This window comes from Paenibacillus sp. FSL H8-0261, assembly GCF_045040645.1.
In the GTDB taxonomy this organism is placed as follows: Bacteria; Bacillota; Bacilli; order Paenibacillales; family Paenibacillaceae; genus Paenibacillus_AQ.
Window position 1 is genome coordinate 3,937,370 of sequence record NZ_CP150297.1, and the last position, 26,408, is coordinate 3,963,777.

At 43.1% G+C, this 26,408-nt stretch carries 22 protein-coding genes; 4 read left to right on the forward strand and 18 right to left on the reverse strand.

The window, feature by feature from the left end:
* Window positions 1-30: 30 nt before the first annotated feature.
* From MHI27_RS17495 to MHI27_RS17520, 6 genes are all read right to left on the reverse strand, one after another.
* Entirely contained in the window at window positions 31-1,470 is a 1,440-nt protein-coding gene (locus MHI27_RS17495; protein WP_405174310.1) for an SWIM zinc finger family protein, read from the reverse strand.
* Window positions 1,471-1,577: 107 nt separating this feature from the next.
* Window positions 1,578-2,672: an NADH:flavin oxidoreductase gene (locus MHI27_RS17500; RefSeq protein WP_042188971.1), complete on the reverse strand. Its 1,095-nt coding sequence runs from the start codon at window positions 2,670-2,672 to the stop codon at window positions 1,578-1,580.
* Between the two features lie 163 nt (window positions 2,673-2,835).
* Window positions 2,836-3,681: a rhamnulose-1-phosphate aldolase gene (gene rhaD, locus MHI27_RS17505; RefSeq protein WP_405174311.1), complete on the reverse strand. Its 846-nt coding sequence runs from the start codon at window positions 3,679-3,681 to the stop codon at window positions 2,836-2,838.
* A 49-nt stretch (window positions 3,682-3,730) separates the two neighbouring features.
* The gene (gene rhaA, locus MHI27_RS17510; RefSeq protein ID WP_405174312.1) at window positions 3,731-4,987 is read right to left on the reverse strand and encodes an L-rhamnose isomerase; all 1,257 of its coding nucleotides are present in this window, start codon (window positions 4,985-4,987) and stop codon (window positions 3,731-3,733) included.
* Between the two features lie 38 nt (window positions 4,988-5,025).
* Complete coding sequence (rhaB, locus tag MHI27_RS17515; protein ID WP_405174313.1) at window positions 5,026-6,492, reverse strand: rhamnulokinase; 1,467 nt, start codon at window positions 6,490-6,492, stop codon at window positions 5,026-5,028.
* A 27-nt stretch (window positions 6,493-6,519) separates the two neighbouring features.
* Window positions 6,520-7,671 (reverse strand): iron-containing alcohol dehydrogenase, encoded by a 1,152-nt coding sequence (locus MHI27_RS17520; protein ID WP_405174314.1) that lies wholly within the window; start codon window positions 7,669-7,671, stop codon window positions 6,520-6,522.
* Between the two features lie 319 nt (window positions 7,672-7,990).
* Here MHI27_RS17520 and MHI27_RS17525 point away from each other — a divergent pair, with 319 nt between their 5' ends.
* Window positions 7,991-8,746 carry a DeoR/GlpR family DNA-binding transcription regulator gene (locus MHI27_RS17525; protein WP_076283464.1) on the forward strand — a complete coding sequence of 252 codons (756 nt, stop codon included), beginning with the start codon at window positions 7,991-7,993 and terminating at the stop codon, window positions 8,744-8,746.
* A gap of 80 nt (window positions 8,747-8,826) precedes the next feature.
* Here the strand turns inward: MHI27_RS17525 and MHI27_RS17530 are convergent, their stop codons facing one another.
* From MHI27_RS17530 to zwf, 3 genes are all read right to left on the reverse strand, one after another.
* Window positions 8,827-9,471 carry a class I SAM-dependent methyltransferase gene (locus tag MHI27_RS17530; RefSeq protein WP_405174315.1) on the reverse strand — a complete coding sequence of 215 codons (645 nt, stop codon included), beginning with the start codon at window positions 9,469-9,471 and terminating at the stop codon, window positions 8,827-8,829.
* Window positions 9,472-9,637: 166 nt separating this feature from the next.
* The gene (gene gnd / locus MHI27_RS17535) at window positions 9,638-10,531 is read right to left on the reverse strand and encodes a phosphogluconate dehydrogenase (NAD(+)-dependent, decarboxylating) (protein WP_042188983.1); all 894 of its coding nucleotides are present in this window, start codon (window positions 10,529-10,531) and stop codon (window positions 9,638-9,640) included.
* Between the two features lie 72 nt (window positions 10,532-10,603).
* A complete protein-coding gene (zwf, locus tag MHI27_RS17540; protein ID WP_405174316.1) occupies window positions 10,604-12,139 on the reverse strand; it encodes a glucose-6-phosphate dehydrogenase in 1,536 nt (511 codons plus the stop codon).
* Window positions 12,140-12,911: 772 nt separating this feature from the next.
* Between zwf and MHI27_RS17545 the strand changes: the two genes are divergently transcribed.
* Window positions 12,912-13,799: a fructose bisphosphate aldolase gene (locus tag MHI27_RS17545; protein ID WP_341055445.1), complete on the forward strand. Its 888-nt coding sequence runs from the start codon at window positions 12,912-12,914 to the stop codon at window positions 13,797-13,799.
* Between the two features lie 144 nt (window positions 13,800-13,943).
* Here the strand turns inward: MHI27_RS17545 and MHI27_RS17550 are convergent, their stop codons facing one another.
* The gene (locus tag MHI27_RS17550; RefSeq protein WP_405174317.1) at window positions 13,944-14,321 is read right to left on the reverse strand and encodes a DUF1304 domain-containing protein; all 378 of its coding nucleotides are present in this window, start codon (window positions 14,319-14,321) and stop codon (window positions 13,944-13,946) included.
* Window positions 14,322-15,220: 899 nt separating this feature from the next.
* Between MHI27_RS17550 and MHI27_RS17555 the strand changes: the two genes are divergently transcribed.
* On the forward strand, window positions 15,221-16,078 hold the full coding sequence (locus MHI27_RS17555; RefSeq protein ID WP_405174318.1) for a helix-turn-helix domain-containing protein: 858 nt from the start codon (window positions 15,221-15,223) through the stop codon (window positions 16,076-16,078).
* Window positions 16,079-16,213: 135 nt separating this feature from the next.
* The gene (locus MHI27_RS17560; RefSeq protein ID WP_405174319.1) at window positions 16,214-17,320 is read left to right on the forward strand and encodes a glycoside hydrolase family 88 protein; all 1,107 of its coding nucleotides are present in this window, start codon (window positions 16,214-16,216) and stop codon (window positions 17,318-17,320) included.
* A 103-nt stretch (window positions 17,321-17,423) separates the two neighbouring features.
* Here MHI27_RS17560 and MHI27_RS17565 read toward each other — a convergent pair whose 3' ends face one another.
* The 8 genes from MHI27_RS17565 to MHI27_RS17600 all read right to left on the reverse strand — a co-directional run bounded on the left by MHI27_RS17565 (window position 17,424) and on the right by MHI27_RS17600 (window position 26,142).
* Window positions 17,424-18,485 carry a glycoside hydrolase family 76 protein gene (locus tag MHI27_RS17565; protein ID WP_405174320.1) on the reverse strand — a complete coding sequence of 354 codons (1,062 nt, stop codon included), beginning with the start codon at window positions 18,483-18,485 and terminating at the stop codon, window positions 17,424-17,426.
* A 12-nt stretch (window positions 18,486-18,497) separates the two neighbouring features.
* Window positions 18,498-19,553 (reverse strand): glycoside hydrolase family 76 protein, encoded by a 1,056-nt coding sequence (locus MHI27_RS17570; RefSeq protein WP_405174321.1) that lies wholly within the window; start codon window positions 19,551-19,553, stop codon window positions 18,498-18,500.
* Window positions 19,554-19,586: 33 nt separating this feature from the next.
* Entirely contained in the window at window positions 19,587-20,474 is an 888-nt protein-coding gene (locus MHI27_RS17575) for a carbohydrate ABC transporter permease (RefSeq protein ID WP_405174322.1), read from the reverse strand.
* Between the two features lie 33 nt (window positions 20,475-20,507).
* A complete protein-coding gene (locus MHI27_RS17580; protein WP_042188999.1) occupies window positions 20,508-21,395 on the reverse strand; it encodes a carbohydrate ABC transporter permease in 888 nt (295 codons plus the stop codon).
* A 65-nt stretch (window positions 21,396-21,460) separates the two neighbouring features.
* Entirely contained in the window at window positions 21,461-22,765 is a 1,305-nt protein-coding gene (locus MHI27_RS17585; protein WP_405174323.1) for an ABC transporter substrate-binding protein, read from the reverse strand.
* Window positions 22,766-22,808: 43 nt separating this feature from the next.
* Entirely contained in the window at window positions 22,809-24,074 is a 1,266-nt protein-coding gene (locus MHI27_RS17590; protein WP_405174324.1) for a glycoside hydrolase family 125 protein, read from the reverse strand.
* A 234-nt stretch (window positions 24,075-24,308) separates the two neighbouring features.
* Entirely contained in the window at window positions 24,309-25,493 is a 1,185-nt protein-coding gene (locus MHI27_RS17595; protein WP_405174325.1) for a GntR family transcriptional regulator, read from the reverse strand.
* 226 nt (window positions 25,494-25,719) lie between these two features.
* Window positions 25,720-26,142, reverse strand: coding sequence for a VOC family protein (locus tag MHI27_RS17600; RefSeq protein WP_076298804.1), 423 nt, complete (start codon window positions 26,140-26,142; stop codon window positions 25,720-25,722).
* Window positions 26,143-26,408 lie beyond the last annotated feature (266 nt).

Sequence of the window (26,408 nt, forward strand, 5' to 3'; positions counted from 1 at the left end):
TTTATGTGAAACTATGCTTTCTTAATTTTTTTAATATAAGAGACGGATCATCTCCATCCCTTTGATAAGGGTTAACGGTTGTGCTTTCAATCGTCCTGTATCGAGTTGATGTTCAAACATAAGCAGCATCGTAGTATCCGATAATTCTTCGAGTGTAAAGTATTGTAACAGTGCAAGTGTATCCTGCTCGAGTGCTACTATTTGGTCTAACACCAAATGCTGGCCCGATTCGTCCGTAATGACGAACTGATCTTGCTGCGATTTGCTAATCTTATTCACATGCAGCAGCAACACAGGATTCTTGTCCGCTAGCGGATTCTTCAACTGATTTTTTATCTGCTTGAAGCAGTCGGAATAAGAATGAACTGCCTTAGAAACGATCCACTCTACATCCTGATTAGTCAGAGGCCGTGTTGACATATTCTCGAAACGAACTCTCCGGTTCCGGTCACCAGGATAACGATAGAAGGAAGGAATAAGTGCAACATCAGTGAAGCTATCTTCTTCATGAATATACTTAGCTGCTTTATAAGGACGATATTGGAGCGTACGATGTATATCACCTGTAGATTTTTCTATCCAGTAGCCGAGGTCTACATATTCCTGTCTGGCTTCATCATCATAGCTGAGGAATGAAAGCTGGATCAGCTCTACATCTGAGCTCATCAGACCGCATTCCTTAAGCTCCGTTAGCTGCCAAGCATGACCAAGCCATTCTTCAATCGTAGATTCATGATTCAAAGACATATCCGGATCTTCCAGCTTCATAGTTAAATGAGCGCGCCCTTTCTTAATGAACGCATGAATTCGGGTTAGCTGCTCTATTGCTAATGAATAAGTTTTCTCACGATTGTCAGAAGAAGAGAGCAATAAAGCTAATCGTCTTAATTCAATTTGTGCACCAGTTAAGTAATAATTGCCCATCATCTTCACGTGCACCTGAATATCCTTTACACCTTTGGCGTCTATTGTTCCAAGTCCTGCACGTATAAGCGATTGGGTCAATTTCTCCAGTACAGCCAAGCCCTCCAGTTGAGCTCCAATCTTTTTCTTAAGTGCGGACTTGTTCACTTTCTTGGGCTTAACATTAGCCCCTTCCGCAGCAAGCTCAGATTTTCGTTCTTCACGCTTACTCATCTTTTCTCGTTTAACAGCAAGATCTTCAGGAATCGTTGCAGATACGAAAGTCTCCTTGCCTACATAGGCATATAGCAATCCGAGGACATGCTTACAAGGAATCTGCCTACTTGGACAAGTACAACGCATCACCGGTTTGTCAGAAACAACAAAATCAGCAGAAGGATAATAGTTGCTGCTACCGCTACCACCACATTCACCAAACAGAACCACGCCGTCTTCCGACTGATTCAATTGGACGAATCGTCTCTTCTTAACTAGTCCTTGCCCGTTCTTAATTGCTGCACTGTTCGGTGCTAGAGTATCTATGAAGACTTCTGTGATATCTATCAACCCATATCCTCCTTACCTATTACGCTTTTTAATATCTATGATAATATTAGCCCTTAATGAAAATTATTCTAAAAACAGAGCTGTCCATAACCCGCTGTTCTTTCCCTTTAGTATAGAGTTTTTGTCGATTCAGCTGTGAATGGAATGATCTCGTCTATTGCTCCACTTTGAACTTTGGCAGGCCAAGCCGGATCGCTTATTAATGCTCTGCCAACAGCAACCAAATCAAATTCCTCACGGTCCATTCTTTCTAGTAATTCATTAATGTTATCTTCTGTCTTCTGAGCTGAGTCTTCTGCAAAAAAATCACTGTGAAGACCGATAGAACCCACCGTAATTGATGGTTTCCCCGTGATTTTCTTGGTCCACCCTGCGAGATTAAGCTCAGATCCCTCAAATTCAGGTTGGCTGAAGCGACGAGTGGAGCAGTGGAAAATATCAACGCCAGCATCGCTAAGTGGAGTAAGGAATCTTTCGAGCTCATCTGCATTTTTTGCCAGCTTCTCATCATAGGCACCCAATTTCCATTGAGAGAAGCGTAGCACGATCGGAAAATCTGGCCCAACCGCTTTACGGCACGCTTCAATAACCTCTACTGCAAATGTAGTTCTACCAACCAAATCGCCACCGTAACGATCGGTACGTTTGTTCGTTCCTTCCCAGAAGAACTGGTCTATCAGATAACCATGTGCACCATGAATCTCGATACCATCAAAACCCACTTTTTTCGCGTTCGCTGCCGCTTGAGCAAATGCTGAGACTAAGCTTTCAACTTCAGCTGTAGTCAGTGGCTCAGTCACAGGTTCTCCTGCTAAATTCAGACCCGAAGGGCCAATAGGAAGGGCTTCAACATTTGGACCTTCCCCTATAGTTCGCGCCATTCCCACATGCCATAATTGGGGTATGATCTTACCTCCAGCTGCGTGAACTTCTTCTACTACCTGCTTCCAGCCCTCTAAAGCTGCTTCTTCATGTATATTGGGAATATTGGCGTGGCTGACTGCCGAAGGATGATTAATAGCTGTACCCTCGGTAACGATCAATCCTACTCCACCTTCTGCCCGTCTACGGTAATATGCGGCAACATTACTTCCTGGTACACCATCCGGTGAGTATACACGAGTCATCGGCGCCATGACGATTCGGTTTGACAGCGAAAGATTTCCCACTTGAATAGGTGAAAATAATAGCTCTGTGTTCATACATATTACCTCCAATTGATTATTTGATTACTTTAAGTAAGGCTAATTATCTCCCCAGAAGATGGAAAATGCAAATTTTTAAGATCTTTATGTAGGGAAAATCATAGAAAACCGGACCCCGCAAAATCTGCGAACGCCCGGGTTTTATCCCATTACGAACTTCTTAAACCTCAAGAATACCAGCTTTTGGAGTTACTCCGAACGCCTTAGCTAAATCCCACAGTTGCTGATCCGTGATCTTTTGCTTAATTTCTCTTCCGCCAATCAAGTTGTAGATCGTAGCAGCCTTTTCTACAGTCTCAACTAGACCAAAGGTGGCATCCATAGTGGAGCCAGTGCCAAAAATCCCGTGCTGCGGCCAGATGACCAAGCGGTGATCCTTCATTTTCTTCGCGGTTTCGCGGCCGATTTCACTGCTGCCAGGAACAATCCATGGAATGACACTAACGCCATCCGGGAAAACAACAAGGCACTCTGTGCACATTTCCCAAAGCGTCTTCGTAAACTTCAATTCATCTAGATCATGCGTGAAGGTCATCGCGATAACATTCGTAGCATGTGTATGCAGTACGATACGGTGCGTAGGGTCCACCTTCAGTCGCTCAATATGGCTCATGAAATGGGAAGCCAATTCACTAGTAGGTACAGCGCCGTTCCGTAATCCCCATAACACTTCCACGCTTTCACCATTCGCACTTACACGAAGCACACCAAGATTGGCTTCCGGGTCTTTGATCACATTTCTAAAATACTTGCCAGAGCCTGTCACGATGAAGTATTTGCCGGCTAATTCTTTTACAGGGAAGGTAAGTTTAATGGTGCGTAGTGGTTCTAGAACGTTAATATATTTAGCAACCTGATTCTCATCCAGCAGATAGCTGACATTACCGCCATTCAGCTCATCCCAGCCAAGCTCCCACATATGACGGGTAATCTCTGACATTTCCTGAATAAATGGAGCCTCACTACTGGCAATATAACCTTTGGATTCTAATACAGATGTACTCATTGTCAATCTCTCCTTTGTATATCTTGCTCTCCACGTCCACTCAAGCACTCTATCTTGCAGACAGAACTTCCTGTTCATAACGCTTCACTTCAGCCAGCCATTGCTCCCGAACGGGTGTATCTTGTGATGCACAATAATAATCCCACACGGCTCCAAACGGATACGATTTGAATTCTTCCACCAACGCTAGTCGTGAAGTGTAATCACCAAGCCGCTCGATTCGCTTCAATTCTTCCACCGGTTCGAGCATTGCGCGAAGTAACGCCTTAATGGTATTACGTGTACCAATCACCCAAGCAGCGATATGATTAATACTGCCATCAAAGAAATCAAGTCCGATATTCGTTCGGGAGAGTAAATCCCCACGTACCAATTCACGGGCGATTTCCAGCAGCTCGTCGTCCATAGTTACAACGTGGTCACTGTCCCAACGGATGGGTCTGCTTACATGCAGCAGCAGCTGCTCACTAAACATAAGAATCGAAGATAGCTTATTTGAGATCATCTCAGTAGGATGGAAATGTCCGGCATCCAAACAGATGGCTTTGCCGCGAGTTAAACCATAGCCCATATAGAACTCATGCGAACCAACCACATAACTCTCAGAACCGATTCCGAACAATTTACTTTCTACAGCATCAATATTATAGAGAGGATTTATTTCCACACTAAAAATCTCATCCAGTGACTCCTTTAACCGCACTCTTGGAGCTAAACGATCGACTGGTGTATCTTTATATCCGTCTGGTACCCAAAAGTTAGTCACGCACGGTTGACCCAGTTCTTTACCAAAATACTCGGCAATCGTCCGAGAAGCCTTACAATGCTTAATCCAGAAGTTACGAACTTCATCGTCCGAGTGACTTAGCGTAAAACCGTCCGCAGATTTAGGATGTGAGAAACAAGTAGGGTTAAAATCAAGTCCCAGCCTCTGCTCCTTCGCCCAGTCTACCCAAGATTGGAAATGGCGCGGCTCCAATTCATCTAAATCAACTTTTTCATCTGTATCCGCATAGATCGCATGTAAATTTACTTTGTGCTTGCCTGGAATGAGGGATAATGCCTTTTCTAAATCTTGGCGCAATTGATCTGGCGTGCCAGCTCGACCGGGATAACTTCCTGTTACTGCTATTCCCCCGCTTAGTTCTTTATCTTTAAAAAGAAACCCTTGTACATCATCGCCCTGCCAGCAATGGATGGAAATCTTAATTTGCGCGAGCCGCTCCAGCACTTTCTCCACATCAATCCCATGGGCTGCGTATAATTTTTTGGCTTCATTATAGCTAGTGATAATACTCTGATCCATGCTGTAGTTCCTCCTAAAATCATATAGCGTAAGTTTAATTAGATTTGATGTTGTATTTTGGACAACTGAAGCTCTTTCCAGCGAATTAGAATGTCTTCAAGATGGGCGGTCGGGCGCGGTGTAAACGCCTTTATCTCAAATGATTCGGCGATAATATCTCTTGCTTCATTAATATCAGTTATGCTTCCCGCGCTAATCATCTGCACCACTATATTACCAAGTGCTGTGGATTCCGTTGGGCCAGCCTTAACTTCTCTGCCTATAACATCAGCAGTCAGTTGGCATAACAGGCTGTTGTTAGCACCTCCACCCACAATTTGCAGAACCTCGATTCGGCTTTCTAATAGTTCTTCTAGTTCTTCCAAGTAAGTAAGGTACGATAATGCTAAGCTGTCAAAAATACAGCGAGCCAACTGACCTGGCGTCTCAGGAACAGGCTGCCCGCTCTCTGCGCAGGCATTACGAATCTCTTCTATCATATTTGAAGGATTGAGAAATCTTGGATCATTACAGGAGATCAGGCTCCGGAAGCCTTCTTCTCCATGTGCAAGATCGGCTAGCTCCGCAAAGCTATATCGTTCGTTCATCAACCTGCGAACCTCTTGGATGAGCCATAGGCCCATAATATTTTTGAGGAATCTGTAGGTTCCGTATGCGCCCCACTCATTGGTATAGTTGGCCTCCATGGCTTTCATAGAATTAAGAGGCTGAGTTCGTTCCACACCGAGTAAAGACCATGTTCCGCTGCTAATATACGCTGAGTTCTTTTGGAGAGGAGCACCCAGCACTGCAGAAGCTGTATCATGTGTGGCTACACAGATCAGTTGGCAATCCGGAAGATCATATTCCTGAATTAGTGCTTCATCGAGGGGGCCAATAATTACTCCCGGTTCAGTCAATGTAGCGAACTGCTCTCTTTTAATATCCAGAAAATCCAACAGGTCATGGTCGAAATCTCGACTCTCTAGATTCAATAGCTGAGTAGAAGATGCGTTAGTAACCTCATTGATTTTGCGACCCGTTAATCTGTAATACAGATAATCAGGCACGAGTAAGATTTGATCCGCTTTGGCTATTTCTTCTTCACAGTGAACATAAATCTGATACAACGTATTAAAAGATAACTGTTGAATACCAGTCTTTTCATATATGGTTTGAGGTGAAATGTGCTTTGCTACCTTATCCATAGCCAGATCGGTTCTACGATCACGATAAGCGTAAACCTCTTGAATACGGGTTCCCTCTGCATCCACAAGAACATAATCTACAGCCCATGTATCTATACCCAGCGTACACGCTGTAATGCCTTGCCCCTTGGCTTTCTGAAGCCCTATAATAATCTGCTCGAATAAATAATCTATGTCCCAGAAACAAGAATCCTCTTGTTCTATAAAACGATTGCTAAACCGATGAAGCTCCTCTAAGGTGAGGACGCCCTCTTGCAGTATTCCGCGTACTAACCGCCCACTAGAGGCACCAATATCAACGGCGATATGATTATTCATAAAGAATCTCCTAAAGTAAGGGATGAGTTATAGTATTTTTTTGAATAGAGTAATAACTTCTTCCTTCGTTGGAATAAAAGGGTTACCCGGTGCACAAGCATCCTTCATTGAGTTCTCTGCTAAAAGATCAAGATCGACCTCATCTACTCCAAGCTCAGATAGTTTAGATGGAATGCCTACTTCTTTAGACAACGCCTTGATCGACTCAATTACGAAGTCCGCGCATTCCTTATCAGTTTGACTCTCAACGTTTAACCCCATCGCTTTAGCAATAGCCCTGAATTTCTCAGGCACATATTTGGCATTCTCTTCTTCCACATATGGGAGTAGCATTGCGTTACATACGCCATGTGGCAGATCATATACACCGCCAAGCTGATGCGCCATCGCGTGCACATAACCAAGCCCTGCATTATTGAAGGCAAGTCCGCCTAGGAAAATCGCATACACCATTTGCTCACGAGCCTCAATATCATGGCCATTCTTCACGGTACGGGCCAAGTTAGCGAAAATAATCTCCACTGCGGCTAGTGCCGTAGCGTCAGTTACCGGATATGCTCCTGGCGTTACTAGTGCCTCAATTGCATGCGTCAAAGCGTCCATTCCTGTTGCTGCCGTAAGTGCAGCGGGTTTATCTACCATAAGCTCTGGATCGTTAACTGAGATTGTAGCAATACTGTTCTTATCCACCATTACCATCTTCACTTTGCGTTCTTCGTCTGTGATTACATAGTTAATAGTGACCTCAGCTGAAGTCCCTGCGGTGGTATTCACAGCAACGATCGGCAGCGATTTATGTTTCGACTTGTGTACGCCCTCATATTCTTTGATGTGACCGCCATTTGTGGCAAGGATACCAATGGCTTTAGCAGTATCCTGTGGCGACCCACCACCGATGGAGACCAGATAGTCACAATTCTGTGATTTGAGATAATCCACGCCATCATGAACATTTTTACAGGTTGGATTGGGCTTCACTTCATCATAAATGGCATATTCAATACCCGCTTCATCCAAGACTGTCAGCAATTTACCAGCAATACCGCTCTTCATAAGAAATTTGTCTGTAACTACAAGTGCCTTCTTCAAATTAAGTTCTTGAATGTAAGGACCAATCTCCTGTAAGCATCCCTTGCCCATAATATTGATCGATGGAACGTAATACACATGCGTGCTCATTGCTTGACCAGCCTCCTAATGAGTTCAATAATCGTTGTATTCCGTCTGCTGCGCCTCAGGCTGGCCTCTGAATAGCAGCTGGGCCGGCCTTGCATCACACTAACTCGATTAATCTCTAAGGCAATTTTTTCCTTCTTCATCGTATGCCCCTAAATCTTTATTGTCAACTTTTTAAATATTATTTATGTTGTTTTTGTTTGTTTTATATCTGTTTTGTGAATATTATTGGAAAGTACAGATGTTTTTAAGTTGTTTTTATTGCAAAACACAGATATTAAGCGCTATGATTGTAAAATATAGCTTTGGAAAGGTGATTCCTATGCTTGCAGCCGAAAGACGCAAAAAAATAATAGATCTCGTCCATCAAGATAAACGCGTTCTAGTATCCGATCTAAGTAAAATGTTTGAGGTCACTGAAGAGACGATACGCAGAGATTTGGAGAAGCTAGAGAAGGATGGCATCCTTAGTCGTACCTATGGCGGTGCTATGCTGAATCGCCATACGAATGAGGATCTGCCTTTTGTTACACGTAATGCCTTGAATACAGATATTAAACGGGGAATCGCCTTGAAGGCGCTCGATTTAATCAATGATGGAGATACATTAATGGTAGATCCAAGCTCTACAGCCTTTGAGTTTCTAAAATTGCTGGGAAACAAAAACAATCTAACCATCATCACAAATTCTATTAATATTTTGCATGAGTTCTCGAATTCAGGGATGGATATCATCTCTACTGGCGGTTCACTTCGTTACCGATCGTTGTCGCTGGTGGGACCGGTAGCCCATGACACCATTCAAAGATACAATGTGGATACAGCGGTAATCAGTTGCAAAGGAATGGATATGGAACGAGGCATCACAGATTCCAACGAACCAGAGTGTGAGCTCAAGAAGTACATGCTACGACAAGCTAATAAGGTCATACTCCTGGCGGATCACACCAAATTCGATAAAACTGCTTTTACAAAGCTGGTTGAGCTTGCCCATATTGATTTCTTGATTACTGACCGTAAGCCTTCTGAAGCTTGGCTAAAACGTCTGAACGAGGACAATATTGAGGTTCTCTATTAACAGAGGTAATAACATACTGAGCCTAAAAAATGCCGTTCCCCAGTGAGTATGGGTGACGGCATTTGTTGAATTTTTCATCCTTATCTTTCCGTAGAAACCTGAGAAATTGATATTACATCTATGGAAGAATGAATATGATCTGATTGCTTTACTTGTGTAGAAGCCTTCTTCCTGCAAATATAAACAAGCGCTGGCGGGAAATTTAACAGCACCCATTTAACACTCACAATATCAAAATGCTGCATTAATTCCTTCTTCATTTGAGGAAAATATTCAAAAGTGATGAACCAACCGCCCTCTTTTAAAGAAGATATGATTTGCTCAATGTAAAGCGTCCGATCTGAGACTGAGAAATTCCTAAAAGACAAACTGCTTACAATGCAATCTAACTTCTCCAACCTTCTATTATGAAGCGCAAGCCGTAGCCGCAAACAATCGTTATAAAAAATACGGTCAGGGAAATTAAGTCTTAGTTGATGACGAAAATCAGGATCCTTCTCAAACAGGAGCACATTCATCTCGGTCTCTTCCCCGCTTGGAATAAATCTTGTGATGGCTCCAGTACCCGCACCCAGTTCAGCTATATTATGAATTTGTTGCCACGGAATGATGTCGAGCATCGTTTTTGCCAGCCAGCGCGAACTGGGAGTCACGCTTCCTAATTGTCGGGGCGCATGCAGAAATTTATACAGAAAATGAAGTCTTTCTCGAATTCCGCTTCGCATGTCAACTCCCCCTTATCGTAATTTCCCCATCTAACTCTAAAATATGTTAAAAAGATTAAAGTCGTACTCGATCTATTCTCTCCATTTATTAATTTTTGCAAAACAAAAGCCCAAATTTCACCGCAGAATGAATTGCGAGGAAATTCGGGCTAATGATTAACATTATTTACTTCGTTTCAACGGCATGTCCACCAAATTCATTACGAAGTGCAGCCACTACTTTACCAGTGAAGGTATCGGTCTCTAGTGAACGGTAGCGCATTAATAACGCCATCGCGATCACTGGTGTTGCAGCTTGCAGATCAAATGCAGTTTCGAGCGTCCATCTGCCTTCTCCGGAGGAGTGCATAATCCCTTTGATCTCATCCAATTTAGCATCTTTCGAGAACGCACGTTCAACCAGTTCCATCAGCCAAGAACGGATGACAGAACCATGATTCCACACCCGGGCGACTTCCTCAAAGTTATAATCAAACTCACTCTTTTCCAGCACCTCAAAGCCTTCACCGATGGCAGCCATCATGCCGTATTCGATACCGTTATGAACCATTTTTAGAAAATGGCCACTACCAGCTTTGCCGGCATATAAAAAGCCGCTTTCCACAGCCGTATCACGGAAGATGGGCTCCACAACCTCCCAAGCTTCAGGATCTCCACCAACCATGTAACAAGCGCCGTTACGCGCTCCTTCCATCCCTCCGGATGTACCTGCGTCCATGAAGCTGATTCCATGTTCCTTCAATTGCTCATATCGGCGAATGGATTCCTTATAATGTGAATTGCCCGCTTCAATGACGATATCTCCTTTTGATAACAAAGGTGTGATCTCAGCAATGACAGAGTCCACAACCTGATGTGGAACCATAATCCAAATGATTCTAGGCGTTTCCAATTGTTGTACCAACTCAGGGAGCGTTACTGCTCCACTGGCACCTTTAGCTTTCATTTCCTCAACAGCAGGTGCATTCAAATCAAATGCAACAACCTCATGTCCATGATCCAGCAAATTCTGACCCAAATTGAAGCCCATTTTTCCTAATCCAACTAATCCTACTTTCATGTAATTCCCCTCCGATATATAGATTCTTATGATGTAATTTCTCCAAAATTGGTAAAAAAAACAGGCAGGGGCTTACGCCCCTGGCCGTATAGATTCCTCTGTTGCTGCAACTTCTGCCTGAGCAGAGAGAACTTCTGTCTCCTGATCTGCCTCATCGAACCACCAGCGATCTTCACCCAATAGCTCCATAGCTGCATCTGGACCATATGAACCTGAAGCATAAGTGTGAAGTGGCATAAGCCCCTCTTCCATCGCTTCCTGGATAGGTGTAACCCACTGCCATGACAGTTCTACTTCTCTCCAGTGAGCGAAGAAGGTAGCATCTCCACGAAGTGCATCGAAGATTAGATTCTCGTAGGCTTCCGGAACATCTGAAGTACCCGCTTCATAAGTAGCGCGGACAGGCTCAAGCTTTCCTTTTTGCAGCTGATCTTTCGTGTTAAGTTGTAGCGTTATAGCTTCATTCGGTCCAATCTCGATAATCAGTAAATTCGGTACGTCATTTCCTTTGTTCAAGTTATTACTATCATTAAACGGTTCTTTAAACTCAATAACAATACGTGTGGACTTCTCCTTCATTCTCTTACCTGTACGAACATAGAAAGGTACATCATTCCAGAGCGGATCATCTATAAATAAACGCGCTGCGATAAACGTCTCATTTTGCGAGGATTGGTTAATTCCCGGCTCATTTAAATAACCTGCAACAGGGTTACCTTTGATTTCACCTTCTGTATATTGTCCACGGACAACATGTTTATTAACCTCATCTTTGCTAATTGGAATAAGATGCTCCATGACGTATATTTTCTTCCCACGGATTTCTTCAGGTGTACTGCCTTTAGGAAGCTGCATTGCCATCATCATCATCAACTGCAGCATATGGTTCTGGAACATATCACGAAGTGCGCCAGCTTTATCATAATAGCCTGCCCGCTCTTCAACGCCGACAGTCTCACTCGCCGTAATTTGAACATTCGCGATATATCTATTTTTCCACAGCGCTCTTAGCACTGGATTAGAATACTTCAGAACTTCTAAATTTTGCACCATCGGTTTACCTAGGAAGTGGTCAATCCGGAAGATTTCTTCTTCAGTAAATACGGCATTCAAGCTATCATTCAGCTCTCTTGCTGATTTCAAATCTGTGCCAAAAGGCTTCTCAATAATCAGACGCTTCCAGCCTTTCGTGGAGCCCAGACCGCTTGAGTGAATATTAGCTGCGATTTCCTTGAAGAACTCAGGACCCACAGACAAATAGAACATCCGATTCTCCGGAATATTGAAAAATTGCTCGCGACGTTTAACATGCTCCAGCAGCTTGGAGTAATCTTCGGTATTCCCTACGTCTAGTACGCTATATTCAAAAGCCTCCAAGAACACCTGCAATTGCGGTGAGTCAACGGCTGGTTGTCTAGAAAAAGTCTGTAAGGATTGCAGTACTTGCTTACGGAAGGCTTCGTTCGAAACTTCTCTTCTTCCTAATCCAATCACAGAAAGAGGACCTGAAATTTGACCATCTAAAAAGAGGTTATATAGTGCAGGATAGATTTTACGTTTTGCCAAATCTCCTGTAGCGCCGAATAGCACAAATGTTGATGATTCCACTTTCATTCCTCCTGTTGTTATACATTATTTATATACTTACTTTTAATTACTAACATACTCAGTAGAATCAATCATACGACTGATATTTTCATACGTCAACCTCATTTCGACATTTACGAAAAGTTATTATTTTCACAAAGCTATGAATTGGTAATTATGATTAATGTCACAAAGAAAATAGTATTGGATCATTCGCATTAAATTACTCGGATATTCACGTTGATTAAAGAAAAATCTCAATCCCAGTGCGGCTTTAGCCAATTTCGATCTACCCCCTCCGATTAGAAAATCATCACACCAGCCACTTTGTAACAAGAATAAAATTTCCAGTCGCCACCTTTACTCGCGCTCCCTCGTATCTTCAAACTAACTTTAAGTAATTGATCATTTTGAAATGGACGACGTCCATAAAATATTACAAATCGATCTTTCTTTTAATCTCAACTTAGATTTTTAAGCATAAAAAAGGTCATCTTCGAGGAAGATTATCAGAGTACGCTTCGGAGAGATGATAAGAGCTATTACAGTCCGATTTCTCTCAAAAATGCGCCAACTAAACAAATAGCTGCAATGCAGTCCTTTACGTCAACTCGCGCTGATCTCCTTGGTTGATTCGGACTAAGAAGTCCTTAATTCTTTGGTTGCTACCAACTCATGTTGGACGGTTACCTCCTTGTTCACCCTGCCTCTTGTTTAAGGCCAGTATTTTAAGTGTTATAATTAAAGAACGCATGAATTTCCATTCAGTTTACGAAAGGAAGGAGATTTTTTCATGAATATGAAGCAATGGGATCGAATTCGGACGGGACAGGGATTTATAGCTGCCTTGGACCAAAGTGGTGGAAGTACACCTAAAGCGCTGCTGCAATATGGCATTAAAGAGGACAGCTACTCCAATGAAGATCAAATGTATGCAATGGTTCACGAGATGCGAACGCGCATTATCAAAAGCCCTGCATTTGATTCGAAGAATATACTGGGTGCAATCTTATTTGAGAACACAATGGACCGTCTCATCGACGGAAAATATACTGCTGATTATCTGTGGGAGGAAAAAGGCATTGTCCCATTTCTGAAAATCGATAAAGGACTTGCCGAGCCAGAAAACGGGGTACAGCTCATGAAGCCAATTCCCGGCTTAAGTGATCTTCTGAAGCGGGCCAACGAACGGAATATCTTTGGAACGAAAATGCGCTCGGTGATTAAAGAAGCCAATCCTTCCGGCATCAAAAAAGTAGTTGAACAGCAGTTTGAAGTCGGCAAGCAAATTTTAGAAGCGGGACTGGTTCCGATTATCGAGCCTGAGGTTGATATCCATTCTGCTGATAAAACAGCGTCGGAAAAGCTGTTAAAAGAAGAACTTTCAGCTCAATTGTCTAAGCTGGGCCAAGACGTAAAGGTCATGCTTAAGCTCTCCATACCCACGGAGAATAACTTCTACCGCGAGTTAATGGACGATCCTCACGTTTTAAGAATTGTCGCTTTGTCCGGCGGTTACACTCAAGCTGAGGCCAACGATAAGCTCGCCCATAATCAAGGATTAATCGCCAGCTTCTCACGTGCTTTATCGCAAGGATTAAGTTCTGGGCAGTCAGACGAAGAGTTTAACGCGCTCCTCTCCAAATCTGTCGAAGCGATTTATGCTGCCTCTATTCAATAAGTAGCTCTTCCCCTCGTGAAGAAGTAAGACATAAAAAGGGCTGTTTCCCTGACAGGTAATTACCTGCCGGGAAACAGCCTTTTTTTATTTTGGATTAACTTTTTTTAAGGTTATTGCTCGCAAACAGTTAGTTGCCGCTTCTGCTTAAGTCACAGGAAAACAAGTCGAAACTACTAGTATTAAAGCGATGAAAGCTGGAAGGCCTTGCATAAACAAAATAGATTTTTTCACCGTCAGTGCACCATAAATCGCCGCCACTATAACAGCGCAGAGGAAAAAGATTACAATTTGGTGGCCGAAATTCACATTTGGATGAACCAGTCCCCAAATTAAACCAGCAGCTAAAAATCCATTATACAACCCTTGATTCGCTGCTAGAGTTTTAGAAGCATCCGCAACTTCCTGCGTCATTCCAAAAACTCGAAGCCCTTTGGGCTTTGACCAAGCGAACATTTCCAAATAGACAATATAAATATGTATTAACGCAACAAGACCGACCATGATATTACCTGCTATGATCATTTGATTAACTCTCCTTAATTTAATTTGTGTACAATTTAATTGTATCACATATTAATTAAAAGTTGTACATTCCATCATCATTTTCATATTAAAGCCACTCAAATCCCCTTCTTAGTAATCAACAAAAGAATGCGGAAATCAAGCTACTGATTTATGAAGTTTTAAAGTCATATTCGTCTGGTCAACTAATAGAATCTTAACTATAATTAAATGTACGAGACGAAGAACGTCCCGATTCATTCCTTTTTGAATGGATCGGGACGTTCTTTTGTTGAATTCGAAGTGCTCGATTGGCGGGGTCAATCCTATTTCTGTGACTTTGCATACATCACTTGGTATGTGAAGCTAGTCATCGAAATCAAAGGTTTTGGTCCACATGTCAGTTAGTCTGGAGAGTGTGGCGGAACGGGAAATCATCCGACTTGCCTATACGCTTGCTCGCCCATTACGCCCAATTGATGTAGAGATTCATTTAAATATCAATCATCTGTTGTAAAGTATGAACTCCAGCCCAACGCGATGAACCGCTTGTAGAAATCCTGCAATTTTACATCTTTTAAGTCCTTTATTCATCCACGGAGGAGTTTTCCTGCATAAATACAGTTTTTCACTAATTTTAAGATAACCAAGGTTAATTTAGAGTCATATTCGTGTATATTTGCAGCAATATCCTTAACCAACACCTAATTAACTGATAAAAACTGCACTTTTGCAGTTTTCAAGTCGAGTTCAGCTTTAAGCTTTTGAATTCTGGATTCTGGGCTTCTGTTTATGTAATCTAACATGGCGGCATGTCTCCCGATAGAATCACTCATTTCATTTTTATTGTATCGCTTTCATAACCCTTAAAGTTATAATGGAATAAAAAAATGTTTGTATTTTGTCATCTTGGAGGGCCTATGAAGCAGCTATTCGAACCCGTTGTTTTTGAAGAACATAAGACCTTAGTTTGGGATTACAAAATATATACAGACGACTATTACAAAGGTTATTATCACTGGCATCAATGCTGTGAAATCATGTTCGTGCATGGCGGTCAGGGAAATGTTGTTGTCAATCAGCAGATGTACGATATCCGCAGGGGGATGTTATTCTTTTTCCAGCCCTATCAGCTGCACCGGATCTATTCTGAGGTCTCTCCCGCTTGTCCTTTTGAAAGATCCATCTTCTATATTGATCCACATGTTGCGGAGAACCTGCTAGTGGGCTTTTCGAAAAGAAAAGCTTTATTCACAACACTTTGGCGAGGTGAAAACACGCATTGCGCCATTGATCTTGAAGATCGTGTTGAGATTGCGGAGTGGACTCTGGAGCAATATGATCTCAATAAAAAAAGCAATTCAAGCGAAAATACCGAAGACATTTCGATGTTAATCCTTCAATTATTGAGCAGTATCAAGACTGGAGATCAGCAGATATTCCAATCAGGAGAACGGCGGACCTTGCGCTATTCTGAAAAAATCATGAGCTTTATCGAAGAGCATTATCATGAGGAGGTTAATCTGGATCAGCTGGCTGAGGAAATTCATTTGTCCAAATCCTATATCTCTAGAATCTTTCATCAAGAGACCGGCGGACGGCTCGTGGATTATTTAACAGCCCGGAGAATCAAACAAGCCTGCCGCTTGTTAGGAACGACAGACCTGCCTGTGGAGCAAATCGGAATCATTGTCGGTTTCCCGAACGCCTCCTATTTCAATCACTTGTTCAAAAAAGTCCTCGGAACAACGCCATTAAAATATAGAAAGAATAATTAACGCCAACATTTTCACCATCCTCCAACCCTCCATCATGACAATATTCGAACATTTCATTGTAGCAAAACAAAACTTTTCAGCCACTAGGAAAGCTATACTCATAATATCTTAACCACCACACTGGAGGCAGTAATTATGACATCATCCTATTGGCAAGAGCTTATGTGCAGACTCGACACAAAAGTAGAACAGATGGTAGAGCAGATTGGTGACAAATGCCCACATTTTGCAGGGAAAGATGGAAAATTTGATGATATTGGTTCAGACTGGTGGACCACTGGCTTCTGGCCTGGGCTACTCTGGATCATGCATGATATGACTGGAAAAGACTTATACAAGAAAGCCGCTTGGCATTGGGACGGAACCTTGGAGGAATGGTTTATCAAACCAACGGTTGAGATGCATCACGATGTAGGATTTCAATTCCTTCCGACAGCTGTAATCAAACATACGATTACGGGTGGCGAAGATGCCCTGCGTAGGGGGATTGAAGCGGCGAATTTCCTCGCTGCCCGCTATAATCCTGTAGGCAAATTCATCCGCGCATGGAATGAAGATAAATATGGCTGGGCAATTATCGACTGCATGTTGAATATCTCTCTACTATTCTGGGCGAGCAAAGTAACTGGTGATCCACGGTATAAGCATATTGCTATTAGCCATGCGGAGACGACGATGCAATATGGTATTCGCGAGGATGGATCAACCAAACATATTCTATCTTTCGATGCGGAGACTGGGGCATATATTGAGAATTTTGGCGGTCAAGGTTTTTCAGCTGAATCCTCATGGAGCCGTGGAACGGCTTGGGGGCTGTACGGCTTCATCAATACCTATCGCCACAGTGGAGATGAACGGTTCTTGAACACCGCAAAGCGGATTGCCCATTATTTCATCTCGGCTTTACCTGAGGATCAAGTTCCTTATTGGGATTTCCGTCTAGCGGATGACGAACGGATGTTCAAAGATAGCTCTGCGGCATCTATCGCCGCTTCAGGTTTGTTAGAGCTTGCAGCGATCGTACCTGTAGGCGAAAAAAGTCTCTACGCTAATGCAGCGGAGCGAATCCTCCGCTCATTGACCGAAAATTACGCGACTTGGGAGCAGCCAGAGCATGAAGCGATTTTATTGCATGGAACGGGCAGCGGCACTTCCTTTATCGATGTATCGCTGATCTATGGAGACTACTATTATATTGAAGCTGTCGCTAAATTGAATGGTTGGAAACATCGGATTTTCTAACAGATAAACGATTAATTTATAATAACAAAAAAGAAGCTTCTCTACATTAAATGGAAGATCACTGCACCATTTAAAATGAGAAGCTTCTTTATACGCCTTTAAGCTATTCCCTCATGAGTACAGCGGCCCCTTCCAGCAACATCAAGCCACTGAGTTGAATGCTCAGTTGAACCGGAAGCTCCGGTTTCAATTCCCACGATGGACTACAAAGACCCGGCTGTTTATCCAGACCTTTTTCCCACAACTGCCGAGCATTGGCCATGATTACCTCACGAATCCTGCTAGCCTCAGGAACCTCTCCACAAAGTTGAACCAGATAACGAATCAGAATCCCTTTGAACAATCCAGTATCATCGATGCCTTCATCAGGCAACATCATATTCATCGGATCGCATAGACGATCAATACATGTATTAGCAGTTCGATTCGCATCTTCTAAGTAATGGACATCCCCCGTATTCTTATACAGCTCTAAGCCCGCACCTAGAAACACTCCCTGACAATAAGTAAATTCCCAATCGAAATCAATCTGGCCATCCCCGAGTCTGTTCATTCCATCCCACACAAAACCAGTCGCAGGATCCACTAAATATGTTTTGTTCCATTCATAGATACGGAGTGCCCACTCCAGATCCTCCTGCTTTTGAAAAAGTTCATATAACCTAGCTGCTAGAATGACGGCTGGTGCATTGGCAGGTGTGTTTTTATAATCGAGCTGATCCTTCTTCCAGGCCAAACCGCCTCCAAAATGTTCATTCCAAGCTGATTTTATATCCTCCCATAGATCTAGCACAGCACCTAAGTAGGATTCATATCCAGTTGCCCGATAAGCTCGTAGCAGCGCCAATGCTGTCCATTCCATATCATCATAGTAATTATGCCTGAAAGTCCCACCGTTATAAGCTTGGAGATGTTCACTCAATTCCTTGATTCTCAGTGAATATGCAGGATCTCCGCTACGCTCGTAGCCATCCACTAGAATATCAATGACTTGAGCCTGCCACCAGTAATAAAAATTCTCACCTGCAACGTTATACTCTCTGGGATACCATTGATTCATGATCCCCGTCTCCGCATTATAATAATTACGTTCTAGACATTGTTGGAACCACTCCGACCTTTCCTGCCAGTTAAGCGCTTTTAGGGCTTCTTTTGCTTGTGTCATTAAAAGTTCACCTCAAATCTGATCCTTAGTTAATTCAGCCATCTTCTCCAATAACTTCATTGCACTAAGCTGGGAGCTGAGCTGAATTACACCAGTAGATGACAAAGTCCAATCCGTGCCAAACAAAGCTGCGTCCTCTGACTTTCCTTGCTTCCAGAGAGATTCAGCATTCCTACGCAGAAAATCGACAGCTTCAACAGCTGCGGCATCAGCTTTGACCCATTCTGCCGTATACCGAATCAGGATTCCTTTGAACAATCCAGCATCTCCATTTCCTTCGTCTGGAAGTACACCCGCCTTAGCCTCAGCAAGCTCATGAGCAGCAGCGGAAAAAGTTAATCGGGCATCCTCCAAATAGGATGGGTCCTTAGTGATACGATAGAGTTCTACAGCTGCGCCAATATAGATACCTTGGTTATAGGAGTATCTCCAATCCTTATCGATCTGGCCATTGCCCGTGCGATTCATGCCATCCCATACAAAACCCGTCGTCGGGTCTACCAGATGCTTTTTTTGCCATCTATAAATTTTTAGCGCCCATTCTAGATTCTCAGCTTCACCGAAGGCTTGATACAAACGAGCCGCCAGTATAGCTGCCGGTGCATTAGCAGGTGTATTTTTATAATCCAACTGTGACTTCTGCCAAGCGATCCCACCACCCATATGCTCGTTCCAGCCTGTCTGAATGTCTTCCCATAAAAGAAGGGCTGTATCTTTATAAACTTCCTCTCCTGTTGCTTGATAGGCACGGAGCCACGCGAGAGCCATCCATTCCATATCATCATACAACTCGTTGGGCCACACTCCCCCATTTCGTCGCAAAAGACCTTCATGAAGCGCGGAAAGCCGTTCGGCATACCATTCCTCTCTAGTTCGCTGCAATCCATCTACCAATACATCCACAGCATGAGCCATCCACCAATAATGAAAAATGGTATTACATTCTCCGTTTGGACAAGGTGTTTCTATATTGTACATTTTGATCGCTTCATTCCAGAATAATGAATCCAGCGCAGCTTGTGCTTGATTCGCCCGTTCCTCCCAAATCCCGATCTCCAATTGGTTCATATAAACTCTCTCCCTGATTCGATTTTTATAGAATTAACCTTTTATGCCACTGAATGCAATCCCCTGCACAAAATAACGCTGAAGTGCCAGAAAGAGCACCAATATCGGCAGAATCGCAACAAGCGCACCAGCCATCATTGGACCGTAATCTGTTTGGAAATTATAGGAGAAGGCTTGAAGTCCCATCTGGATCGTTGCTTTATCCGGGTCATTTAGTACAATCATGGGCCATAGGAAGCTGTTCCAGCCCGCTTGAAAAGTAAAGATGCTTAAAGTCGCCAGCGCTGGTTTGGTCAGCGGCAAATAAATGCGCCAAAATATCTTAAACTCTCCACAGCCTTCGATCCGGGCCATTTCCATCATGTCACTAGGTAGGGTAAGAAAGAATTGCCGCATAAAGAACACAGCAAAAGTTCCTGAAGCTCCCGGAAGAATAATCCCCCAGAAGGAGTTCATCAACCCGTTCCCCCCACTGCCAAAAATATCGTTACCTCCGAAAAATGGAATATGACGCATGACATAAACTGTAGGGATCATCGTCACTATGCCCGGTATCATCATCGCCGCTAGCAGCACGCGGAATATTGGCTTATTGAGCTTAAAATTCAACTTTGCGAATGCGTAGCCGCTGATCGAACCAAAAAACAGATTCGCCAGTACACCCGCTACAGCAAGCACAAGTGAATTCCAGAAAAAGAGGGCAAATGGAACCGTTGTAAACGCCTTACGATAATGCTCTAAGGTCAAATGTGAAGGAAACCACCGAATGGGCATGGCGAATATCTCTTCGTCAGGCTTCAAAGATGTAAGAACACTCCAATAGAAAGGTAGAAACATTACGATTGCAATAACAATGCACACTATATAATAAATAGATTTACTTAAGCTTTTTTTTAATAACGAACTTCCACTAGTATCCATACCTCTATCCCCTTTCTGCATGACAAGCCCGGCTTATACAATGGACTCCTCCGCCTTTGTGATCCGCATGTTTATAAGTGAGAATATGAGAATCGCCACAGCAAGCACAAAAGCTTGTGCAGACGCATACCCCATTTGCAATTGATTAAAGCCCTGTTGATAGATCAGATAAACCGGAGTCTTCGTCATATTCGCTGGACCACCCTGCGTCAGCACAAAAGCTTGGTCGAACAACTGTAACGCACCAATGATTGCCATCGTGCTGACTAGAAAGGTCGTAGGACGTAGCTGCGGCCAAGTAATATACCGGAAACAATCCAGTTTATTGGCACCGTCCAGCCTTGCGGATTCATACAAATAGTCAGGCACACCTTGCAGACCTGCCAAGTAGATAATCATATTAGAACCTACCGACTGCCAGAGGGTAAGCATAATAATGGACAACATCGCCGTTCGGGTCTCGGATAACCAAGCTGGACCTGTAATCCCAACATAGGACAACAATCCGTTAACCAAACCAAATTCAGGATGCAAAAGCCAGATCCAAACGGTAGCAGCAGCAACGGCGGATGTAAGAGTTGGCAGATAATTCAGAGTGCGGAACAGCTTCACCCCACGCCAGCTTCGACTAAGTAGAATCGCGAGGAGCAGCGAAATCAGGATATTTAGCGGAACGAAAATGATCGAATAAAAAAATACATTTCGGAATGTTTTCCATAACAAACTGTCCTCTATCAAACGGCGATAGTTATCAAAACCGATCCAATCATTTCTACTAAGTACATCGTAATTGGTAAAGCTTAAATACAGCGCCATTACCACGGGGATGACCGTGAATACTGTAAACAGCAACACCGTCGGTGTGATAAACAAATAAGCCGTCCGCGCCTGATGTTTCTCTAGCTTTCTGATGGAAGCCATTTCAGCTACCCCCTCCTAAGCAAAAGGGAGGCAAGACCTCCCCCTTACTTCAAATGTCTTACTTATTACTTCACTACCTCATTATCCTTTAGCATTTTGTCGCCTTCTTCTTGTGATTTCTTCAAGGTTTCGTCAATACTCAGCTTGTTCTGCTGGTTTAGCTGCAAATTAGGTGCCAACGCGTCGGTTTCCATCACGGAATAACCAGGGTGGTTTGGACGAACCTTAGCGAACTCCAGTGTTTCTAGAAACGGCTGCCACTTGGGATCATCTTTGAAGAATGGATCTTCCATAGACGGCTTATAGCCAGGCAGATTCAGACTGGTCTTGGCCCAGAGCAATGCGTTATCCTTGTTCGCTGTCCACCATTTAATGAACTCCCACGCCTCTTCCTTATGTTTGGAGCCTTCTGGAATCACCAGACCAAATCCGCCCATAACACTGCCTTTATCCCCGTTTGGTCCAGCTGGAGGGGGAACGATTCCATAATCTAGATCTTTACCGTATTTGTTATAAGTGCTGAGCATCCACGGACCGGAATACAACATAGCAACTTTGCCTGTGACAAAAGCATCTTGCCCTTCCCCAAGTCCAAGCTCAAACCCTACTTTATACACCTTATCTTTGTTCATCAGGCGATCCCAGAACTCTAGCACCTGTTTGCCTTTATCATTATTAAAATTGGTCTTTCCATCCTCCGTAAGCATGGTACCGCCAGCCTGTTGAAGATACATATTAAAAAGCCCCAAATCCCCCATTGAAAAACCTGCAATTTCCAATTTATTGCCGTTCCATTTGGTGAGCTTCGTAGCAGCCGTCTCTAGCTCATCCCATGTTGTTGGAGGCTGAAGTCCTGCATCTGCGAGCAGCTTCTTATTATAGAAAAGAGCACGAGCATCTACGGTAAGCGGCAGCCCATATAATTTGTCATCGTATGAAAGCTCACGAAGGGATTCGCTGTAGAAGTCATCTTTGGAAATACCGTCCCGTGTTAAGTATTCGTCAACCGGATGCAGGACGTTTTTTGGAGCATACAATGAAGTTCTCCAGCGATCCCAAAACAGCACATCAGGAGTGCCGCCATTGGTTGCGGAAGTCAGGAACTTTGTGATCATATCCTGCTGCAGCACATACTTTACATGAATCTTATCCTGCGATTTATTAAAGGCATCAACCATGGTCTCAAATTGCTTCTGCCCCTCACCGCCCCAATCCCCCCAGAAGGTAAGCTCCGTCTTTTTCCCATCACTGCTTCCAGGTTTACTTGCAGTTCCGGACTCTTTACCGGTAGACCCATTATTGCCACCACAGCCCGATGCAAGTGAAGCTGTCATAACCAAAGCAAGTGTGGTAACCAGCCATTTTTTCATGTTCTCTATCCCCTTTAGAGTCGATTAAAAAAACTTGTAGACATTAACCTCGCTTAACTTGTAACCCGCAGCACATAAGCACCAGCTCGCAGAACATCATATTTGCCCATGAGAACCATGGACGTGTAAATTCGTCAGGATTATCCACATGAAACCCTTCATGCATAAATCCGGTGCCCGCATCCGTCTTCTCCAGCAGATTAAGCAAGGATTCCTGTTCCTCATTGCTGGTAGATGTCATACCCTGGATCGCTAAAGCTATAGGCCAGATATAACGACTAGGCGTATGTGGACTACCAATACCAGAAGCCTCCTTTCCAGCGAAGAAATAAGGATTATTGCTACTTAGAATAAGCTTTCGGGTATTTTTGTAGATAGGATCCTCGGTACACACATAACCCAAATAAGGGATTGAGAGCAGACTCGGCACATTTGCATCATCCATCAAATTCACCTGTCCACGGCCATCTACTTCATATGCATAGACTGACCCAAACTCTGGGTGATCTACGATTCCATACTGGCGTATTCCCTCATTAATCTGTTCAGAAAGTCTTCTAGCTTTCAATTCCAGTTCCTGATCCCTTAGGATTTCTCGGGCAATTTCACACACATACTCTAAAACAACCACAGCGAACATATTTGCAGGAACCAAATACCCGTATTCACAGGCATCATCGCTAGGACGAAATCCAGACCAAGTCATTCCTGTATATGCTGTCAACGTTCCTTTGCCTTCACGCGCTAATGTATCCGTAGGTGGACAGTTCATCCGTTGAAAAAGATAATTGGAATCGCTCTCATGTTTCTGTTCAGTAGTCCATAATGCAATAATTCTTTCTACACCCTTAACAAATGAATCATTAAACTGACTAGTTCGGCCCGAATTCTTCCAGAGCAGATAACCCAGTTGGATCGGATAGCATAATGAATCAATCTCATATTTTCTTTCCCATACTCCTGGGCTCATCTCTGTAAGATCCTCCTGATGGCCATTCCCATTTTCTTCTTCATTGAACGCGTTCGCATAAGAGTCAAGCTGAATACATGCGAATTGTCTTAGTACAAGTCCCTCAATCATGTCCGCAATTTCTTCATCCTCGGAGGCAAGGATCAGAAAGGGTCTAACCTGAGCGGCCGAGTCCCGCAGCCACATCGCTGGAATATCTCCGGTAATGACAAAAGTGGTGCCATTCGTCATTCTTTTTAAGGTTGTATTCCAGGTGTTAGCCATACATTTCTCGAACATTTCGGCTAATTTTGGACGATCACTCAGCTGCGCTTTTACATTAGATGCCAGTTTCTTCATCGACTCAGGGATTTCTCTGGTTGCTTTCAGTTATAATACCCCCTTTTTCTTTTTCCTTTGAAGCGCTTTCACAAATTAGTATATTGTCATATGGTTAGTATGTCAATATGTTTATTTATTGATAATGATATATCAATACTTCTATAATGATAAATATCTATCTAAAACAAACAAAAAAACCCATCCAAAAAGATAGGTTTTTATAACAACTAATTTATGGATAATCGCATAAAATTAATTAGAATTAGATGGTTTAGCAGAACCCGTAGATTCACCAGAAATCAACTCAGCTTCCAGCATTATCTTATTCGATACAGTCTGGCCGTTCATAATTTGCAGGACATTCTCAACTGCCAGTCGCCCCATTTCTTCTTCATTCTGCCGCAAATGAGTGAACGCATAACCCGATCCGAGTGGAGTTGGTGGACTATCAAAGCAAATGATCGAAATATCCTCTGGAATCCGCAGCCCAAGACGTTCAACCGCAGTTCTAGCCAGAAGGGCAATATTATATTCCACAGCAAAAAGCGCCGTTATTGTTGGATTCTCTTGTAAATGAGAAACTAGCCGTGAGATATCATGTTCAATATTCTCTTCATTAAAGGAATTTGGTAATGTTGAGGTTAAATCACTAACCCACAACCCCTTATCTACAGCTATCCCCCGCTCCGCATGTGCTTGTATAAATCCCTCCACCCGCTCCTCAAGAGCCGTCGTATCCGCTGGAGGTGGAGAGAGGAAAGAGATATGAGTATGCCCAAGATCAAATAAGTACTCCGTCCCTTTAAGTGCAGCCTTTATGTTATCCGTGCCGATCGAAGCAGCCGCTACTCCTTTCAGATGGCGATCTACCAGAACTAAAGGGAAACGGCCGATCACCAATTTTAGAATCTCAGCATTAAAAAATTCGCCTTGAGCCGGAAAAACAATCAGACCATCTACACCCAAGCTAAGCAACTTCTGAATAGACTGTTCTTCGTTCTCTGGTACGCCAAATGTTCTTCGTAGAACGAGGAAGCAATCATTATCACGGGAAGCCTGTTCCATCCCATAAATCAAGCCTGTTCCATAACTGTTGCCAAAGTCGGTAATAATCAGACCAATTGTCTTTTCCTCATGGTTAAAGGAATTAAAAACCGTCCCGTCGGAGGTCGTCTTTGGAGACAATACTGAATCTATGTAGTCAACTGCCGGATCAACCACAAACGAACCTCTTCCCGGTTTTCTCACAATTAAATGCTCGGCCGCTAGCATTTCCAGAGCTTTTTTACTCGTAATCCGACTTACATTATAGGTTTCGGCCAGTTCTTTTTCTGAAGGAACTCGCTCCCCTTGTCCATAGGATTTATTTACAATAAGCTGCTTCACTTCATCAAATATTTTTTCATACATCGGTTTGGATGACGTTGTCTCATTCATAACTTTCGTTATCTCCTGACTCTAATTTTTTCATCTTTATACATAATAATATATCATGATATATTAAGTTTGTCGACATTTGTACTGAAGCAGTTAAAAAAAGAGGGAGGAAGGGTTCAGAGTGTAAAGTGAAAAAATTCAAAGATTCGTATAGAAACAGAGATAAACCGTATTCTGAGAATACGGTTTAAGAGAGACTAAGTAACAAAGCTCTGAATAGACTCCTTTAATTCTCGAGCTCCCATTCCGGATTCCATGCGACTTCCCACAAATGCCCATCGGGGTCCATAAAGTGACCGGAATACCCTCCCCAAAAGGTATCATGTAAAGGGTCAACGATCTTCGCACCAGCCTTTTGAGCGAGCTCCATAACCTGATCTGCTTCCTTTTTACTTCCTACATTGTGGCCAATCGTTATTTCTGTTGAACTGGCTGGGGATAATGGAACCTTTGCCTCATAGGCCATATCTTTCCGATTCCAAAGTGCCAGCTTCAAGCCTGCCTGCAAATCAAAAAAGGCAACAGCTCCATGTTCAAATTCTTTGCCAATGATCCCTTCGGTCGGGAATCCTAATCCATCCCTGTAAAAAACCAAAGCTCTCTCCAAATCATCCACACCTAGTGTTATTACTGTAATTCGGGGTTTCATCTATATCGAGCCTCCTATTTTCGCTTCGTTAAGTTGTACGAGTGCGCTCATTAATTGTGTTCAGTACTTCTTCCCAATGCATCTTCATCTGCTCTCACGTAACTGGATGGACCATTTTCTCTTGATAAGATCTACTATATTCATAGATAATATCAAACCACATTCTGCTTAACAATTTTTTACACTTTTGTAGATTTGTTCTTTTTTCGACCATAAAAAGCTTACACAGGTCTATCGTAAATGGCTGTTCAGATTATATAATAGAG

Coding starts and splice junctions, on each gene's coding strand:
- MHI27_RS17500 (WP_042188971.1), bottom strand. CDS start 2,672: ATGAACACAGAGCTATTATTTTCACCTATTCAAGTGGGAAATCTTTCG.
- rhaD (WP_405174311.1), bottom strand. CDS start 3,681: ATGAGTACATCTGTATTAGAATCCAAAGGTTATATTGCCAGTAGTGAG.
- rhaA (WP_405174312.1), bottom strand. CDS start 4,987: ATGGATCAGAGTATTATCACTAGCTATAATGAAGCCAAAAAATTATAC.
- rhaB (WP_405174313.1), bottom strand. CDS start 6,492: ATGAATAATCATATCGCCGTTGATATTGGTGCCTCTAGTGGGCGGTTA.
- MHI27_RS17520 (WP_405174314.1), bottom strand. CDS start 7,671: ATGAGCACGCATGTGTATTACGTTCCATCGATCAATATTATGGGCAAG.
- MHI27_RS17525 (WP_076283464.1), top strand. CDS start 7,991: ATGCTTGCAGCCGAAAGACGCAAAAAAATAATAGATCTCGTCCATCAA.
- MHI27_RS17530 (WP_405174315.1), bottom strand. CDS start 9,471: ATGCGAAGCGGAATTCGAGAAAGACTTCATTTTCTGTATAAATTTCTG.
- gnd (WP_042188983.1), bottom strand. CDS start 10,531: ATGAAAGTAGGATTAGTTGGATTAGGAAAAATGGGCTTCAATTTGGGT.
- MHI27_RS17545 (WP_341055445.1), top strand. CDS start 12,912: ATGAATATGAAGCAATGGGATCGAATTCGGACGGGACAGGGATTTATA.
- MHI27_RS17550 (WP_405174317.1), bottom strand. CDS start 14,321: ATGATCATAGCAGGTAATATCATGGTCGGTCTTGTTGCGTTAATACAT.
- MHI27_RS17555 (WP_405174318.1), top strand. CDS start 15,221: ATGAAGCAGCTATTCGAACCCGTTGTTTTTGAAGAACATAAGACCTTA.
- MHI27_RS17560 (WP_405174319.1), top strand. CDS start 16,214: ATGACATCATCCTATTGGCAAGAGCTTATGTGCAGACTCGACACAAAA.
- MHI27_RS17565 (WP_405174320.1), bottom strand. CDS start 18,485: ATGACACAAGCAAAAGAAGCCCTAAAAGCGCTTAACTGGCAGGAAAGG.
- MHI27_RS17570 (WP_405174321.1), bottom strand. CDS start 19,553: ATGAACCAATTGGAGATCGGGATTTGGGAGGAACGGGCGAATCAAGCA.
- MHI27_RS17575 (WP_405174322.1), bottom strand. CDS start 20,474: ATGGATACTAGTGGAAGTTCGTTATTAAAAAAAAGCTTAAGTAAATCT.
- MHI27_RS17580 (WP_042188999.1), bottom strand. CDS start 21,395: ATGGCTTCCATCAGAAAGCTAGAGAAACATCAGGCGCGGACGGCTTAT.
- MHI27_RS17585 (WP_405174323.1), bottom strand. CDS start 22,765: ATGAAAAAATGGCTGGTTACCACACTTGCTTTGGTTATGACAGCTTCA.
- MHI27_RS17590 (WP_405174324.1), bottom strand. CDS start 24,074: ATGAAGAAACTGGCATCTAATGTAAAAGCGCAGCTGAGTGATCGTCCA.
- MHI27_RS17595 (WP_405174325.1), bottom strand. CDS start 25,493: ATGAATGAGACAACGTCATCCAAACCGATGTATGAAAAAATATTTGAT.
- MHI27_RS17600 (WP_076298804.1), bottom strand. CDS start 26,142: ATGAAACCCCGAATTACAGTAATAACACTAGGTGTGGATGATTTGGAG.